This is a genomic window from Enterobacter cloacae complex sp. 2021EL-01169 (assembly GCF_020733125.1).
In the GTDB taxonomy this organism is placed as follows: domain Bacteria; phylum Pseudomonadota; class Gammaproteobacteria; order Enterobacterales; family Enterobacteriaceae; genus Enterobacter; species Enterobacter roggenkampii.
In genome coordinates, this window is sequence record NZ_JAJFTC010000001.1 from 25010 (window position 1) to 41999 (window position 16990).

The window sequence follows — 16990 nt, forward strand, 5'->3', positions numbered from 1 at the left end:
AAAATGTGATTATCTGCGCAAATACGGATTTTGCTCGCCTGAATGAATTTTATATTCCATTATAGTGTGATTATTATGAATTAAAAATTCTTGAGGTACAAAAATGAATCTTGGCTCACTTGTTTCTGAAACACGTAACCCGCAAACCATGGATCTGGATGCGCTCTCCACCCTGGAGCTGGTTAACCGCTTTAATCAACAGGATACGCTGGTCGCGCAGGCAGTAAAAGAGACATTACCAGAGGTGGCGAAAGCGGTCGATGCGGCTGCGGAAGCCCTCAAGGCCGGTGGACGCATTATTTACATGGGGGCGGGGACCAGCGGGCGTTTAGGGGTCCTGGACGCGTCAGAATGTCCGCCAACCTTTGGGGTCCCGCATGGTCTGGTAGTTGGGCTGATCGCCGGTGGCCCCGGTGCGCTGCTGAAAGCCGTTGAAGGGGCGGAAGACAACAAACAGCTGGGCGAGGATGACCTGAAGGATCTTAATCTGACCGCGAAGGATCTGGTGGTCGGGCTGGCGGCATCCGGGCGTACGCCGTACGTGATTGGCGGGCTGGAATACGCCAACCAGACCGGCTGCACGACGGTCGCCATCTCCTGCAACCCTGGCTCACCGATTGCGCAGGTGGCCGCTATTGCTATCTCGCCAGTTGTCGGGCCGGAAGCGCTCACCGGCTCCACGCGCCTGAAATCCGGGACCGCGCAAAAGCTGGTGCTCAATATGATCTCCACCGGCGCGATGGTGAAGTTCGGCAAGGTGTATCAGAACCTGATGGTGGATATGCAGGCCACCAACGTCAAGCTGGTGGACAGAGCCTGCCGCATGGTGATGGAGGCGACGGGCGCAGGCCGCGAAGAGGCGGAAGCGGTACTCAAACAGACCGATCACGATGTTAAACCGGCCATTTTGATGATCTTAAGCGGGCTGGATGCGGCGGCCGCAAGAGCCAAACTCGATGCGCATAACGGTTTCTTACGGGCGGCATTAGAACACTAACAGAGGCGTGTATGGACAAAACAGCAGCGCTCGCCAGCGGTATCCTGCGGGGGATTGGTGGGGAACAAAATATTCAGCGTCTCGAAAACTGCATGACGCGCGTGCGCGTCGAGGTGCATGACGACGACCAGCTTGACGTGCCGGGTCTGAAGCAGCTTTCCGGCGTCAGCGGCTACGTGAAGCAGGGGCAGCAGCACCAGCTGATCGTCGGCCCAGGGAAAGCGGCGCAGGTTGTCGATGCCATGCGCGCGCTGATGGGCGTGAGTGCGAGCGTATCGATTGACGATGCTGAGCGCACCAAAGCCCAGGCAAAGGCGAAATACAAAGCCCCGATGAGCGATGCGCTGCGACAGCTGGCAAATGTCTTTATTCCGCTGATCCCGGCGTTTATTGCCTCAGGCCTGATCACCGGGATCATCAATATCCTCAAGCGGCCGGATATTGTGGGGGATTTCGCCACGCAGTATCCGAACCTGCTGGGGATTCTCGGGATCTTCGGCAGCGCGGTGTTCACCATCATGAACATTCTGGTCGGGGTGAATACCGCGAAGGTGTTTGGCGGATCGCTGGCGATGGGCGGGGTGATGGCGGGCATCTTGTCCAGCCCGCAGCTGGCGCAGATCACGCTGTTTGGTGAGGCGCTCCAGCCGGGCCGCGGCGGGGTGATCGCGGTGCTGCTGGTGGTCATCCTGATGTGCTGGATCGAGAAACGGCTGCGCGCGGTTCTGCCAGGCTCCATCGAGCTGATTCTCAACCCGCTGCTGACTACGCTGATTACCGGTAGCGTAGCGATTGTGGCCCTCCAGCCGTTAGGCGGGTGGATCTCTGAGGCCATTGCCCACGGTGCGTCGCTGGCGATTGATCGCGGCGGCCTGTTAGTGGGCGCGGTGCTGTCGGGTACTTTCCTGCCGCTGGTGCTGACCGGCCTGCATCAGGGGCTGGTACCGATCCACGTCGAGCTGGTGCAGGCGCACGGCTATAACGCGCTGCTGCCTATCCTGTCGATGGCGGGTGTAGGGCAGGTCGGTGCGGCAATTGCGGTACTGATGAAAACCCGCAACGCGCGTCTGAAAAAAATGATTAAAGGCGCACTCCCGGTCGGACTGCTCGGCATTGGCGAGCCGCTGATTTTCGGTGTTACGCTGCCGCTGGGTAAACCGTTCCTCGCGGCCTGTCTGGGCGGCGCGGTAGGCGGGGCGCTGATTAGCTACTGGAAAGTTGCCACCGTCATCACCTTTGGTCTCTCGGGGTTACCGCTGGCATTAACCATCGTGACCGGAAAAGTGGTGCTCTATCTGTTAGGCTATTTAGTAGCGGTGATCGCCGGGTTCCTGTTTACCTGGCTGTTAGGTTTCAACGACCCAGAGGAGTAAGGTTTGGCAAATCACGGGCGTCGCGTTGTCTTTTTCGACCTGGATGGTACGCTGCATCAGCAGGATATGTTTGGTACGTTTATGCGTTACCTGCTGCGGCGTCAGCCTCTGAATGCGCTGCTCGTGCTACCGCTCTTACCTGTTATCGGGATCGCGCTGCTGGTGAAAGGCCGTGCGGCGCGATGGCCGATGAGCCTGCTGCTGTGGGGATGTACGTTTGGGCACAGCGAAGCGCGGCTTAAACAGCTCGAGCAGGATTTTGCGCAGTGGTTCCGCGGCCACGTTGCCGCATTCCCGGTGGTGCAGGCGCGCCTGACCGGCTATCTCGACGCGAACGATGCCGACATCTGGCTGATTACCGGCTCCCCGCAGACGCTGGTGGAGCAGGTCTACTTTGATACCCCCTGGCTTTCGCGCGTGAATCTTATCGCCACGCAAATTGCCCGCGGTTACGGCGGTTGGGTGCTGACGATGCGCTGCCTGGGTCATGAAAAAGTGGTCCAGCTGGAAAAACGTATCGGCACGCCACTGCGCCTGTACAGCGGCTACAGCGACAGCAAGCAGGACAACCCGCTGCTCTATTTTTGCCAGCACCGCTGGCGCGTCACGCCATCAGGTGAACTTCAGCAACTCGAATAGTCTTATCTATAAGGGGTGTGTATAATGCCGCCCGCTTTTCGACTGGAGTATCAACCGTTGTCCAACCCTGAATTCTCACATGAATACTGGATGCGCCACGCGCTAACGCTCGCTCAGCGTGCCTGGGACGAGGGCGAAGTGCCCGTGGGCGCCGTGCTGGTCCATAATAACCAGGTGATTGGTGAAGGGTGGAACCGTCCCATTGGCCGCCACGATCCGACGGCGCACGCCGAAATCATGGCGCTTCGTCAGGGCGGTCTGGTGCTGCAAAACTATCGCCTGCTTGATACCACGCTGTATGTGACGCTGGAGCCGTGCGTGATGTGCTCCGGGGCGATGGTACACAGCCGGATCGGAACTCTGGTCTTCGGTGCGCGAGATGAAAAAACCGGTGCGGCCGGTTCGCTGATGGACGTGCTGGGTCACCCGGGGATGAACCACCAGGTGAAGACTATCGGCGGGGTGCTTGCACCAGAGTGTTCGGGGCTATTAAGCGATTTCTTTCGAATGCGCCGTCAGCAGAAAAAGCAGCAAAAGGCAGAATTGAAGCCGACGGACGGTTAAGCTCGTCCGGCGCCACGACAGGGTAGCTTTGGGCCAGCCGTTTGGCCTCTGTCGCCTCTTTCTCTTTCTCCAGCAGATAACCGACCAGGCTGATCTGATATTTACGGATATTTTCCACGTAGGCGTAGGCTTCATGCCCGCGCGCGTAGCCGTACGTCAGCTTGTTATACCATGGCTTCTGGCTAAGCAGCGGCAGGCGCTGCTTTACGTCTGACCAGCTGTCCGGGTTGCCTTTCGTTTTGGCCGTCAGCGCTCGCGCATCCAGCATATGCGCATAGCCCATATTGTAGGCCGCCAGCGCGAACCAGATCCGCTCCTCTTCCGGCACCGTTTCCGGGACTTTGGCCATCATATCCTGCAGGTAGCGCGCGCCGCCGCTGATGCTCTGTTCCGCATCGGTACGGTCATTGACGCCCAGGCTCAGCGCGGTATTTTTGGTTAACATCATCAAACCACGTACACCAGTCGGAGACGTGGCCTGGGTATCCCAGTGGGATTCCTGATAAGAAATAGCCGCCAGCAGTTTCCAGTCAATTTCCTGGGCGTATTTTTCGAACAGCGGCTGCAGGTCCGGCAGGACGCTGTCTACCGCACGCAGGAAGCTGCGGGTATCAACGTAGTCAAAGTCATCGCCATGCCCGAGGTACTTCTCCTCCAGGCGCGCCAGCGTACCGTCTTCATTCATGGTGTTGAAGAAATCGAGCATCGCGGCAGAGAGGGTCTGATCGTCGTCGAGCTGAGTAAACCAGGTCACTGGCTGCTCGTCGGTGACGTCCAGCGCCACGGCGATTTCAGGATGCACCCGCTGGAACAGGCTGATCGCGACCGAATCGGCGATGGTGTAGGGGACTTTCTGATCTTTTACCTGCTCCAGCAGCTCCGTCGTGCCGAGTTTCGCATCCACCGTCCAGCTCAGGTCGGGATATTTCTTCTCCTTGAGCTCGCGCAGATCGTCAATCACCACGTGGCCGGGGGCAATCGTCAGCTGCCGATCGTTAATCGACGCCAGCGAGCGCGGGCGCTGGCTCCCGACGCGATAAACCAGCTGCTGCGAAACGGAGTAGTAGGTCGGGCCCGGCTGATAGTTTTTGCTGCGCTCGCTGTTATACACCAGCCCGGCGGCCAGCATATCGGCATCGTCGTTATCGAGGTCGTCAAACAGCTGGTTGATATTCTGGCGGACGGTGATTTTCAGCTTTACGCCAAGGTAATCGGCGAACTGCTGTGCCAGTTCATAATCCAGTCCAATGATTTTGCCGTTGATGTCGCTGTAAATCAGCGGAGAGTTGAGGGTACTGACGCGCAATTCCCCCCGCTCCTGAATGGCGGCGATACGGTTTTCGGCTTTGCCGATCCAGGGGATGGAAGGCCAGAGGGCCACTGCCAACAGCAACGTTACAATGCCGATGAGCAGATAATTAATCTTTAATTTTTTCAATTAGTTAATTCTCTGCGACGCCGGTTGCCTCAGTCTGCTGTAGCCATGTTAACAATAAGGTTTGCCATTGAATGAGCGGCATTTTGCGTAAACTTGCGCCACTTGGCAACCAATTAGAGAGACAGGTCACATCTATTGTTAAATCTCTTTGCCAATTTTATTTCGACGCAAACGGTTTCGTCGGCGCTCAGGATTCTCTATAATGACGCCCGTTTTCCCCCCTTGCGCACACTGAAAGCGCCCCGGCGCTTCGAAGACGAGAGACTTATGATGGAAATTCTGCGTGGTTCGCCTGCACTGTCTGCCTTCCGTATTACCAAACTGCTGGCACGTTTTCAGGCGGCCGACCTTCCGGTAAGCAATATTTACGCTGAGTATGTCCATTTTGCTGACCTGAATGCCCCCCTGAATGCAGAGGAGCGCGTACAGCTGGAACGCCTGCTCAAGTATGGCCCAAGCCTCAGCAGCCATACGCCAACCGGCAAACTGATCCTTGCGACGCCGCGTCCGGGCACCATCTCCCCCTGGTCTTCCAAAGCCACCGACATCGCCCACAACTGTGGCCTGAGCCAGATTAACCGTCTGGAGCGCGGCGTAGCGTACTACGTGGAAGCCTCTACCCTGAGCGACGCGCAGTGGGAGGCGGTTGCGGCTGAACTGCACGACCGCATGATGGAGAGCGTATTTGCCTCTCTTGATGACGCGCAGAAGCTTTTCTCCCACCATCAGCCTGCGCCGGTACAGAGCGTGGACCTGCTGGGGCAGGGCCGTCAGGCACTGATTGACGCCAACCTGCGTCTTGGCCTGGCGCTGGCAGAAGACGAAATCGACTACCTGCAGGATGCGTTCGTTAAGCTCAACCGTAACCCGAACGACATTGAACTCTACATGTTCGCGCAGGCGAACTCGGAGCACTGCCGCCACAAGATTTTCAATGCCGACTGGATTATTGACGGCGAACAGCAGCCAAAGTCGCTGTTCAAAATGATCAAAAATACCATGGAGCAAACCCCTGACCACGTGCTGTCTGCCTATAAAGACAACGCCGCGGTGATGGAAGGTTCTGAGGTGGGCCGCTTCTTCGCCGATCGCGAAGCAGGGCGCTATGACTTCCATCAGGAGCCCGCGCATATCCTGATGAAGGTTGAAACCCACAACCACCCGACGGCGATCTCCCCGTGGCCGGGTGCGGCGACCGGCTCCGGCGGTGAAATCCGTGACGAAGGGGCGACCGGTCGTGGTGCAAAACCCAAAGCGGGTCTGGTCGGTTTCTCCGTCTCCAACCTGCGTATCCCGGGCTTTGAACAGCCGTGGGAAGAAGATTTCGGCAAGCCAGAGCGCATTGTGACCGCGCTGGATATCATGACCGAAGGCCCGCTGGGCGGCGCGGCGTTTAACAACGAATTTGGTCGTCCGGCGCTGAACGGTTACTTCCGTACCTATGAAGAGAAAGTGGACAGCCACAACGGCGAAGAGCTGCGCGGCTACCACAAACCGATCATGCTGGCGGGCGGGATCGGCAACATCCGTGCCGATCACGTGCAGAAAGGCGAGATCGTCGTCGGCGCGAAGCTGATCGTGCTCGGCGGCCCGGCGATGAACATCGGTCTGGGCGGCGGTGCGGCCTCTTCGATGGCCTCCGGCCAGTCTGATGCGGATCTCGACTTCGCGTCCGTGCAGCGTGACAACCCTGAGATGGAGCGTCGCTGTCAGGAAGTGATCGACCGCTGCTGGCAGCTGGGCGATGCTAACCCGATCCTCTTCATCCATGACGTCGGCGCGGGCGGTCTGTCCAACGCCATGCCGGAGCTGGTGAGCGACGGCGGCCGCGGTGGCCGTTTCAACCTGCGCGACATCCTGAGCGATGAGCCTGGCATGAGCCCGCTGGAAATCTGGTGTAACGAATCCCAGGAGCGCTACGTGCTGGCCGTTGCGGCGGATCAGCTGCCGCTGTTTGACGAGCTGTGCCGCCGCGAGCGAGCGCCGTATGCCGTCATCGGTGAAGCGACCGAAGAGCAGCACCTGACTCTGAGCGACACCCATTTCGACAACCAGCCGATCGATCTGCCGCTCGACGTCCTGCTCGGAAAAACGCCGAAGATGACCCGCGACGTGCAGACCCGTAAGGCGGCGGGCAAAGCGCTGGATCGTCAGGGCATTACCGTGGCTGAAGCCGTTAACCGCGTGCTGCACCTGCCAGCTGTGGCGGAGAAAACCTTCCTGGTGACCATCGGCGACCGTACCGTGACCGGTATGGTATCCCGCGATCAGATGGTTGGCCCGTGGCAGATCCCGGTGGCGAACTGCGCCGTGACCACCGCGAGCCTCGACAGCTACTACGGCGAAGCGATGGCGCTGGGTGAACGCACCCCGGTCGCGCTGCTGGACTTCGCGGCCTCTGCCCGTCTGGCGGTCGGTGAAGCGCTGACCAACATCGCCGCGACGCAGATTGGCGATATCAAACGTATTAAGCTCTCCGCAAACTGGATGGCCGCTGCCGGTCACCCAGGCGAAGACGCGGGCCTGTATGAAGCCGTGAAGGCGGTGGGTGAGGAGCTGTGTCCTGCCCTCGGCCTGACCATTCCGGTGGGCAAAGACTCCATGTCGATGAAAACCCGCTGGCAGGAAGGCAACGAGCAGCGCGAGATGACCTCTCCGCTGTCGCTGGTCATCACCGCGTTTGCCCGCGTGGAAGACGTGCGCCACACCGTTACGCCGCAGCTGGTGACCGAAGATAACGCCCTGCTGCTGATTGACCTGGGTAAAGGCCACAACGCGCTGGGCGCCACCGCGCTGGCGCAGGTTTACCGTCAGCTCGGCGATAAGCCAGCCGACGTGCGCGACGTGGCGCAGCTGAAAGGCTTCTACGACGCGATTCAGGCGCTGGTGGCGCAGCGTAAGCTGCTGGCCTACCACGACCGTTCCGACGGCGGCCTGCTGGTGACCCTGGCAGAGATGGCCTTCACCGGCCACTGTGGCGTGGAAGCGAACATTGCGACGCTTGGCGAAGACCGTCTGGCTGCGCTGTTTAACGAAGAGCTGGGCGCCGTGATTCAGGTGCGTGCGGCGGATCGCGATGCGGTTGAAGCGATTCTGGCGCAGCATGGTCTGGCTGACTGCGTACACTATCTGGGTAAAGCCGTTCAGGGCGACCGCTTCGTCATTGAAGCTGACGGTCACGCCGTGTTCAGCGAAAGCCGCACCACGCTGCGCATGTGGTGGGCGGAAACCACCTGGCAGATGCAGCGCCTGCGTGATAACCCGGAATGTGCCGATCAGGAGCACAACGCGAAGGCCAATGACCAGGATCCTGGCCTGAACGTGAAGCTCTCCTTCGACATCAACGAAGACATCGCTGCGCCGTACATTGCGACCGGTGCGCGTCCGAAAGTGGCCGTGCTGCGCGAGCAGGGCGTTAACTCCCACGTTGAGATGGCGGCTGCCTTCCACCGCGCGGGCTTTGACGCTATCGACGTCCACATGAGCGATCTGCTGGCCGGACGTACCGGTCTGGAAGATTTCCAGGCGCTGGTGGCGTGCGGCGGCTTCTCCTACGGCGACGTGCTGGGCGCGGGCGAGGGCTGGGCGAAGTCCATTCTGTTCAACAGCCGCGTACGCGACGAGTTCGAAACCTTCTTCCACCGTCCGCAGACGCTGGCGCTGGGCGTGTGTAACGGCTGCCAGATGATGTCTAACCTGCGCGAGCTGATCCCAGGCAGCGAAGCCTGGCCGCGCTTTGTGCGTAACCAGTCTGACCGCTTCGAAGCGCGCTTTAGCCTGGTGGAAGTGACCCAGAGCCCGTCTCTGCTGCTGCAGGGTATGGTCGGTTCACAGATGCCAATCGCCGTTTCCCACGGTGAAGGTCAGGTAGAGGTGCGTGATGCTGCGCATCTGGCTCAGCTGGAGAGCAAAGGTCTGGTGGCGCTGCGCTTTGTCGATAACTTCGGCAAGGTGACAGAAACCTATCCGGCTAACCCGAACGGTTCCGTCAACGGTATTACGGCGGTGACCAGCGAAAGCGGTCGTGCCACCATCATGATGCCGCACCCGGAACGCGTGTTCCGCACCGTGAGCAACTCCTGGCACCCGGAAAACTGGGGCGAGGACAGCCCGTGGATGCGCATCTTCCGCAACGCCCGTAAACAGCTGGGTTAAGTTTCAGCATCCTGACTGTAGGCCCGGTAGGCGCGAGCGCCACCGGGCTTTTTTGTCTCTGTCGCAAAATCGCGACAACCCTCTGGTTTGGGTGTCTCCAAAAGGAGACATTTAACCTATTGATTTATATACTGTAGAAAAGGTTCCCGTTAAGGTGTTGCTGAACAGCGACACTTAGCCTGGAAATCATTCAACCGATAATGAACGGGTTAAGCGAGTAAAAATCATATATTTCAATGTGTTAATATTTTGTTTTGCATTTTGGCATGGGTGTTGCATAATATTAACCAGTGGCTCATTCACCTTCTTATGTCAGCCCCTTCGGGACGTGCTACATAAACTTCGAATGACGCACAAAAAGGTGCCTGCCGTCCAACTACTGATCATAGCGATGCTTTATCAGGCCAGGGCGAAACGTCGAGTTAGGCACCGCCTCATTCCATGACAAAGCCGGGTTTTTACCCGGCTTTGTTGTATCTGAAGGGCAGACTCAGTTACGCTCTGCGTATATCCCCATTAAGAGAGTAATGCGTTGAAACGCTGGCCCGTTTTTCCCCGTTCCCTGCGACAGCTCGTGATGATGGCCTTCCTGCTGATCCTGCTGCCGTTGCTGATCCTTGCTTGGCAGGCCTGGCAAAGCCTGAACGCGTTGAGTGCCCAGGCGGCACTGACGAACCGCACTACGCTTATTGACGCAAGACGCAGTGAAGCCATGACCAACGCCGCGCTTGAGATGGAGCGTAGCTATCGTCAGTACTGCGTGCTTGACGATCGCACGCTGGAAAAGGTGTACCAGAGCCAGCGCAAGCGCTACAGCGAAATGCTGGATGCTCACGCCGGCGTATTGCCTGACGACAAGCTGTATCAGGCGTTACGTCAGGATCTGAACGATCTTGCGCAGCTGCAGTGCCACAACAGTGGACCCGATGCCGCCGCCGCCGCGCGCCTGGAAGCCTTCGCCAACGCCAATACCGAGATGGTGCAGTCAACCCGCACGGTGATTTTCTCTCGCGGCCAGCAGCTTCAGCAGGAGATTGCCGAGCGCGGCCAGTTCTTCGGCTGGCAGGCGCTGGTGCTGTTCCTGGTGAGCCTCGGGCTGGTGCTGCTCTTTACCCGCATGATCATCGGCCCGGTGAAGGGTATCCAGCGGATGATCAACCGCCTGGGGGAGGGGAAATCGCTCGGGGATACGGTCGCTTTTAAAGGTCCCCGCGAATTGCGTTCCGTCGGTCAGCGTATTATCTGGCTGTCCGAGCGCCTGGCGTGGCTTGAATCACAGCGTCATCAGTTCCTGCGCCATATCTCCCATGAGCTTAAAACGCCGCTGGCCAGCATGCGCGAAGGGACGGAGCTGCTGGCGGACGAAGTGGCTGGGCCGCTTACGCCCGAACAGAAAGAAATTGTCGAGATCCTGGATAACAGCAGTCGCAATCTGCAGAAGCTGATTGAGCAGCTGCTGGATTACAACCGCAAGCTGGCTGACGGAGCGGTCGTACTGGAAAACGTCGACATTGAACCGCTGGTGGATATGGTGATCTCCGCCCATAGCCTGCCAGCAAGAGCTAAAATGATGCATACCGGTGTAGAGCTGAATGCGCCGACCTGTCTCGCTGAACCCATGCTGCTAATGAGCGTGCTGGATAATCTTTATTCCAATGCGGTGCACTATGGTACTGAATCCGGTAACATTTATATCCGAAGCTATACGAAGGGTTCCCGGGTGTTTATAGACGTCGCTAACACCGGCACCCCGATCCCCGATGACGAAAAAACCATGATCTTCGAGCCCTTTTTCCAGGGGAGTCATCAGCGGAAAGGTGCGGTGAAAGGCAGTGGTCTGGGCTTAAGCATCGCCCGGGACTGCATACGACGCATGCAGGGTGAGCTTAACATCGCCACGGACGAACGTTCGGATGTTTGCTTCCGTATTGAACTGCCCCTGAGCCGGAAAAATCAATAAAATGAATCTATGTCTGGTGAGTATGTCACACGTCTTTTCCCGCGCCGTACGCGCGGTGTTTTCCCGCAGCACGCTTCGCCTGAGCCTGCCCTGTGTATTTCTGGCAGGGTGTGTTTCCCATGTGCCGCAAAGTGCGATTAGCGATAAACAAGAAGATAAATGGCCCGATAACCAGCTGGCCGATTTCCTCTCAACCCGCTGCGACGACATCTGGAACCTCTCAGGCCATGACGTCGAAACTAACCCGCTGTTCTGGCTGCGCGGGATAGATTGCGCCCAGCGTCTGACGCCGGTTGATGCCCGCGCGAAAGCGGCGATGCTGGATGATGACACCTGGCTGGACGCGTTCAAGCGTGGCATTTTGCTGGCGGATGCGAAAATCACCCCCGTCGAACGCCGCGCCAACGTGACCCGGCTGGACACCTTTGTCGTCAATCTTCCGGTACAGATCCGCCCGGTATACCAGCTCTGGCGCGAGGGACAGACGCTACAGCTTCAGCTTTCTGAAGAGCGCTCCCGCTACAGCAAGCTGCAACAGTCAACCGACAGCGAGCTGGATACGCTGCGTCAACAGCAGCAACATTTACGTACCCAGCTGGATACCACGACGCGCAAGCTGGAGAACCTGACCGATATCGAAAGACAGCTCTCGTCGCGTAAATATCAGCCGGGGAGTTCATCCGCTGCGCCGGACAGCGATACGCCGAAACAAGAGGATGTGAAGCATGACGAGCCGTAAACCAGCCCATCTCTTACTGGTGGATGACGATCCCGGGCTGTTAAAGCTGCTGGGGATGCGTCTGGTGAGTGAAGGCTATAGCGTCGTGACCGCGGAAAGCGGGCTGGAGGGGCTGAAAATTCTCAGCCGCGAGAAAATCGATCTGGTGATAAGCGACCTGCGGATGGATGAAATGGACGGCCTGCAGCTGTTCGCGGAGATCCAGAAGCAGCAGCCGGGTATGCCCGTGATTATCCTGACCGCGCACGGGTCGATCCCGGATGCGGTTGCCGCGACGCAGCAGGGGGTGTTCAGCTTCCTGACCAAGCCGGTGGACAAAGACGCACTGTATAAGGCTATCGACAGCGCGCTGGAACATGCCGCTCCGGCGGGGGATGAAGCCTGGCGGGAATCTATCGTCACGCGCAGCCCCGTGATGCTGCGCCTGCTGGAACAGGCGCGAATGGTCGCACAGTCAGACGTTAGCGTGCTGATTAATGGTCAAAGTGGAACCGGGAAAGAGATCCTCGCGCAGGCGATTCATAACGCCAGCCCGCGCAGCAAGAACGCCTTTATTGCGATTAACTGTGGCGCGCTCCCGGAGCAGCTGCTTGAATCCGAACTGTTTGGTCATGCCCGCGGCGCATTCACCGGCGCGGTAAGCAGCCGTGAAGGGCTATTCCAGGCGGCGGAAGGCGGCACGCTGTTCCTGGACGAAATTGGCGACATGCCCGCGCCGCTGCAGGTCAAGCTGCTGCGCGTGCTGCAGGAGCGCAAAGTGCGCCCGCTGGGCAGCAACCGCGATATCGATATTAACGTGCGAATTATCTCCGCTACCCACCGCGATCTGCCAAAAGTGATGGCCCGCAACGAGTTCCGCGAAGATCTCTACTATCGCCTGAACGTGGTCAACCTGAAGATCCCGGCGCTGGCCGAACGTGCGGAAGACATCCCGCTGCTGGCGAACCATCTTTTGCGCCAGGCGGCCGATCGCCATAAACCGTTCGTGCGCGCGTTTTCCACCGATGCGATGAAGCGGCTGATGGCCGCAAGCTGGCCGGGTAACGTCCGTCAGCTGGTCAACGTGATTGAGCAGTGCGTGGCGCTGACCTCCTCACCGGTCATCAGCGACGCGCTGGTGGAGCAGGCGCTGGAAGGGGAAAACACGGCGCTGCCGACGTTTGCCGAAGCGCGTAACCAGTTTGAGCTGAACTATCTGCGCAAGCTATTGCAGATCACCAAAGGCAACGTGACCCACGCGGCGCGCATGGCCGGGCGCAACCGCACCGAGTTTTACAAGCTGCTCTCGCGCCACGAGCTGGAAGCGAACGATTTTAAAGAGTAGTACCGCAAAATTTGCCTGAATATGGTACTGTGAGCAATCGATTACGAGGCAGCTTACAGGCAAGAGTTTAAGGACCCACCATGAAAAAGATTGATGCGATTATTAAACCTTTCAAACTGGATGATGTGCGTGAAGCGCTGGCGGAAGTCGGCATCACCGGGATGACCGTGACGGAAGTGAAAGGTTTTGGTCGTCAGAAAGGTCACACCGAGCTTTACCGTGGCGCAGAGTACATGGTCGACTTTCTGCCGAAAGTGAAAATTGAAATCGTGGTCAGCGACGATATCGTCGATACCTGTGTGGACACCATTATCCGCACGGCGCAGACCGGCAAGATTGGCGATGGTAAAATCTTCGTCTTTGACGTGGCGCGCGTGATCCGTATCCGTACCGGCGAAGAAGACGACGCCGCGATTTAAACATTTTCCAGGCCGGGTAAGGCGCAGCCGCCACCCGACGAAAAAAAGCCCCTCAAACGAGGGGCTTTTTGTATTACAGCACCTTATGCGGCCCGAAGCATTCGTAATGAATACGGTCTTTGTTCACGCCCAGCTCAACCAGTTGCTTCGCGGCATACTGCATAAACGCCACCGGTCCACAGACGTAGAACTGCATCTCCGGCGCGCTAAACGTCCCTTCCATCTGGCTTAAATTCATCAGACCTTCGCTGTCAAACCGTGCGGCTACGCGGTCTGCTTCCGTCGGCAGACGATACCAGGTATGCGCGGTGAAACGCGGCAGGGAGGCTCCGAGCGTTTTCACCTCATCCGCAAAGGCGTGCACGTCGCCGTTTTCGGCGGCATGGAACCAGTTAACCTGCGCACCGTGGTGTGATTTTGCCAGCGTATCGAGCATCGCCAGCATTGGCGTCTGGCCGACACCCGCAGAGATCAGCGTCACCGGGGTATTCGCTTCAACGGCCATGAAGAAGTCGCCCGCTGGCGCGGCCAGATGGACCACGTCGCCCACGTTAGCTTCGTTGTGCAGCCAGCTGGAAACCTGACCGCCGTCCTCACGCTTCACCGCAATGCGGTAGGCTTTGCCGTTTGGCTTGCGGGTAAGAGAATACTGGCGGATCTCCTGATGCGGGAAACCTTCAGGCTTCAGCCACACGCCCAGATACTGTCCTGGCTGGTAATCGGCCACCGGTTTACTGTCCACCGGCTCAAACTCGAAGCTGGTGATTAACGCGCTGCGCGGCGTTTTCTCAACGATGCGGAACGCGCGGGTGCCTTCCCAGCCGCCGTTCTTGCTGGCGTTTTCGCTGTAAATCTGTGCTTCACGGTTGATAAACACGTTTGCCAGCACCCCGTAGGCTTTACCCCACGCGTCCAGCACCTCCTGACCTGGGCTGAACATTTCGTCCAGCGTCGCCAGCAGGTGAGTGCCGACGATGTTGTACTGCTCGGGTTGGATCTGGAAGCTGGTATGTTTCTGCGCGATTTTTTCCACCGCGGGCAGCAGCGCAGCCAGGTTTTCAATATTGCTGGCGTAAGCCGCGATGGCGTTGAACAGCGCTTCACGCTGATCGCCGTTACGCTGGTTGCTCATGTTGAAAATCTCTTTGAGCTCCGGGTTGTGCGTGAACATGCGATCGTAGAAATGGGCGGTGAGTTTAGGGCCGGTTTCCACCAGCAGGGGAATAGTGGCTTTTACGGTAGCGATGGTTTGAGCGTCGAGCATGAGCGCGTCCTTCTGATGTTACTTTAATGATGTATTTTAAATACATCTTATAAAAAATACCCCTGCGTTGTAAATGGTTCTTTGCAAGATGAAAAATATGCATCACAAACCTGAAAAGAAATCCGCTGGAAAGGGCGAGCGCTTTATTCCTCAAACCCTTGCGTGGCGGGTAGGAAAACGTTTGCGTAAAATCGTTTGTCAAGACCTGTTATCACAGAACTAATCAGTTATACTGTTGCCCGTCGTCCAACAGGACTGCCTTTTCAGGCCAAAATTTACTTGTTAGCTGAGTCAGGAGATGCGGATGTTAAAGCGTGAAATGAACATTGCCGATTATGATGCCGAACTGTGGCAGGCTATGGAGCAGGAAAAAGTACGTCAGGAAGAGCACATCGAACTGATCGCCTCCGAAAACTACACCAGCCCGCGCGTGATGCAGGCGCAGGGTTCTCAGCTGACCAACAAATACGCTGAAGGTTACCCGGGCAAACGCTATTACGGCGGTTGCGAGTACGTTGATATCGTTGAGCAGCTGGCTATCGATCGTGCGAAAGAACTTTTTGGCGCTGACTATGCAAACGTCCAGCCGCACTCTGGCTCTCAGGCTAACTTCGCGGTCTACACCGCGCTGCTGCAGCCGGGCGATACCGTTCTGGGTATGAACCTGGCGCAGGGCGGCCACCTGACTCACGGCTCCCCGGTTAACTTCTCCGGCAAACTGTACAACATCATCCCTTACGGTATTGATGAGTCCGGTAAAATTGACTACGAAGACATGGCGAAGCAGGCTAAAGAGCACAAGCCGAAGATGATCATCGGTGGCTTCTCTGCTTACTCCGGTATCGTTGACTGGGCAAAAATGCGCGAAATCGCAGACAGCATCGGCGCGTACCTGTTCGTCGACATGGCGCACGTTGCGGGTCTGATTGCCGCAGGCGTTTACCCTAACCCGGTTCCGCATGCGCATGTTGTGACCACCACCACCCACAAAACACTGGCGGGTCCACGCGGTGGCCTGATCCTGGCGAAGGGCGGTGACGAAGAGCTGTACAAAAAACTGAACTCCGCGGTGTTCCCAAGCGCGCAGGGCGGCCCGCTGATGCACGTTATCGCGGCAAAAGCGGTCGCGCTGAAAGAAGCGATGGAGCCAGAGTTCAAGGTTTACCAGCAGCAGGTTGCTAAGAACGCCAAAGCGATGGTGGAAGTGTTCCTGAACCGTGGCTACAAAGTGGTATCCGGCGGGACTGAAAACCACCTGTTCCTGCTGGATCTGGTTGATAAGAACCTGACCGGTAAAGAAGCTGACGCAGCCCTGGGCCGCGCCAACATTACCGTGAACAAAAACAGCGTGCCAAACGATCCGAAGAGCCCGTTCGTGACCTCCGGTATCCGTATCGGTTCTCCGGCCGTAACCCGCCGCGGCTTCAAAGAAGCGGAAGTGAAAGAGCTGGCTGGCTGGATGTGTGACGTTCTGGACAACATCAATGACGAAGCGGTTATCGAGCGCGTCAAAGGTAAAGTTCTGGATATCTGCGCACGCTTCCCGGTCTACGCATAATTCCTCTGCCCTGCAGAAATAAAAAAGGCCGCGCTTGCGGCCTTTTTTTTATGGCTTAACGCCGGTCCAGGGAGATGGCGCCAGGCCCCACAATCGCCAGCAAAATAAAGGCGCCAGCAATACTGACGTTTTTGTAGAAGTTAATCATATTCGGTACGACTGCATCACCGGTCATATCCCAGTAGTGATGCCCAATCACCGCCGTTCCGAGGGTGTAGAACACAAACAGTACCGCGAGAGGGCGGGTGAAAAAGCCCAGTACGATCAGGATCGCAGCAGGCACTTCCATCACCACCGCAATAATGGCCGCCAGCATGGGCATCGGCGTACCCAGCGAGGTCATATACTGTACGGTACCGCTAAACCCCGTCAGTTTCGGGTAACCAAAGATAATAAACAGCACGACAAGCGCGATGCGGCCAATGAGCAGCAGCAGATGACGCGACTGACCAAAATCGAGATAACGTAGTGAGTTCATGGCAGAAATACCTCTGCAAGTGGAGTAATTTAAACGTAATACACATTCTCATTCCCTGCCATAAGCCAGACGACTGCACAAG

General features: G+C 57.7%; 13 protein-coding genes. 10 read left to right on the plus strand and 3 right to left on the minus strand.

Going from position 1 to position 16990, the window contains the following annotated elements:
* Positions 1-103: 103 nt before the first annotated feature.
* The 4 genes from murQ to tadA are packed head-to-tail and all read left to right on the plus strand — an operon-like array spanning position 104 to position 3573.
* The gene (gene murQ, locus LLF79_RS00150; protein ID WP_021241879.1) at positions 104-997 is read left to right on the plus strand and encodes an N-acetylmuramic acid 6-phosphate etherase; all 894 of its coding nucleotides are present in this window, start codon (positions 104-106) and stop codon (positions 995-997) included.
* An 11-nt stretch (positions 998-1008) separates the two neighbouring features.
* Positions 1009-2370 (plus strand): PTS transporter subunit EIIC, encoded by a 1362-nt coding sequence (locus LLF79_RS00155; RefSeq protein ID WP_227878973.1) that lies wholly within the window; start codon positions 1009-1011, stop codon positions 2368-2370.
* A 3-nt stretch (positions 2371-2373) separates the two neighbouring features.
* Entirely contained in the window at positions 2374-3009 is a 636-nt protein-coding gene (yfhb, locus tag LLF79_RS00160) for a phosphatidylglycerophosphatase C (RefSeq protein WP_063436209.1), read from the plus strand.
* A 24-nt stretch (positions 3010-3033) separates the two neighbouring features.
* On the plus strand, positions 3034-3573 hold the full coding sequence (tadA, locus tag LLF79_RS00165) for a tRNA adenosine(34) deaminase TadA (protein ID WP_008502172.1): 540 nt from the start codon (positions 3034-3036) through the stop codon (positions 3571-3573).
* Here the strand turns inward: tadA and mltF are convergent.
* Positions 3461-5011: a membrane-bound lytic murein transglycosylase MltF gene (gene mltF, locus LLF79_RS00170; protein WP_045416264.1), complete on the minus strand. Its 1551-nt coding sequence runs from the start codon at positions 5009-5011 to the stop codon at positions 3461-3463. The two genes, tadA and mltF, sit on opposite strands and share 113 nt — an antisense overlap.
* Before the next feature lie 267 nt (positions 5012-5278).
* Here mltF and purL point away from each other — a divergent pair, with 267 nt between their 5' ends.
* The 5 genes from purL (at position 5279) to glnB (ending at position 13608) form a co-directional block, all read left to right on the plus strand.
* Entirely contained in the window at positions 5279-9166 is a 3888-nt protein-coding gene (gene purL, locus LLF79_RS00175; protein ID WP_023344698.1) for a phosphoribosylformylglycinamidine synthase, read from the plus strand.
* 532 nt (positions 9167-9698) lie between these two features.
* The gene (qseE, locus tag LLF79_RS00180) at positions 9699-11126 is read left to right on the plus strand and encodes a two component system sensor histidine kinase QseE/GlrK (RefSeq protein WP_021241873.1); all 1428 of its coding nucleotides are present in this window, start codon (positions 9699-9701) and stop codon (positions 11124-11126) included.
* Position 11127: 1 nt separating this feature from the next.
* Entirely contained in the window at positions 11128-11865 is a 738-nt protein-coding gene (gene qseG, locus LLF79_RS00185) for a two-component system QseEF-associated lipoprotein QseG (protein WP_227878974.1), read from the plus strand.
* Positions 11852-13189, plus strand: a complete 1338-nt coding sequence (gene glrR, locus LLF79_RS00190; protein ID WP_021241871.1) for a two-component system response regulator GlrR — start codon at positions 11852-11854, stop codon at positions 13187-13189. Before qseG ends, glrR begins: the two co-directional genes overlap by 14 nt.
* Before the next feature lie 80 nt (positions 13190-13269).
* Positions 13270-13608: a nitrogen regulatory protein P-II gene (gene glnB, locus LLF79_RS00195; RefSeq protein WP_003860685.1), complete on the plus strand. Its 339-nt coding sequence runs from the start codon at positions 13270-13272 to the stop codon at positions 13606-13608.
* Between the two features lie 73 nt (positions 13609-13681).
* On the opposite strand, the gene hmpA is transcribed toward glnB, so the two are convergent.
* Complete coding sequence (gene hmpA, locus LLF79_RS00200) at positions 13682-14872, minus strand: NO-inducible flavohemoprotein (RefSeq protein WP_227878975.1); 1191 nt, start codon at positions 14870-14872, stop codon at positions 13682-13684.
* Positions 14873-15176: 304 nt separating this feature from the next.
* On the opposite strand from hmpA, the gene glyA reads away from it, so the two are divergent.
* Positions 15177-16430 (plus strand): serine hydroxymethyltransferase, encoded by a 1254-nt coding sequence (gene glyA, locus LLF79_RS00205; RefSeq protein ID WP_008502165.1) that lies wholly within the window; start codon positions 15177-15179, stop codon positions 16428-16430.
* 55 nt (positions 16431-16485) lie between these two features.
* On the opposite strand, the gene LLF79_RS00210 is transcribed toward glyA, so the two are convergent.
* On the minus strand, positions 16486-16908 hold the full coding sequence (locus LLF79_RS00210; RefSeq protein ID WP_008502164.1) for a DoxX family protein: 423 nt from the start codon (positions 16906-16908) through the stop codon (positions 16486-16488).
* Positions 16909-16990 lie beyond the last annotated feature (82 nt).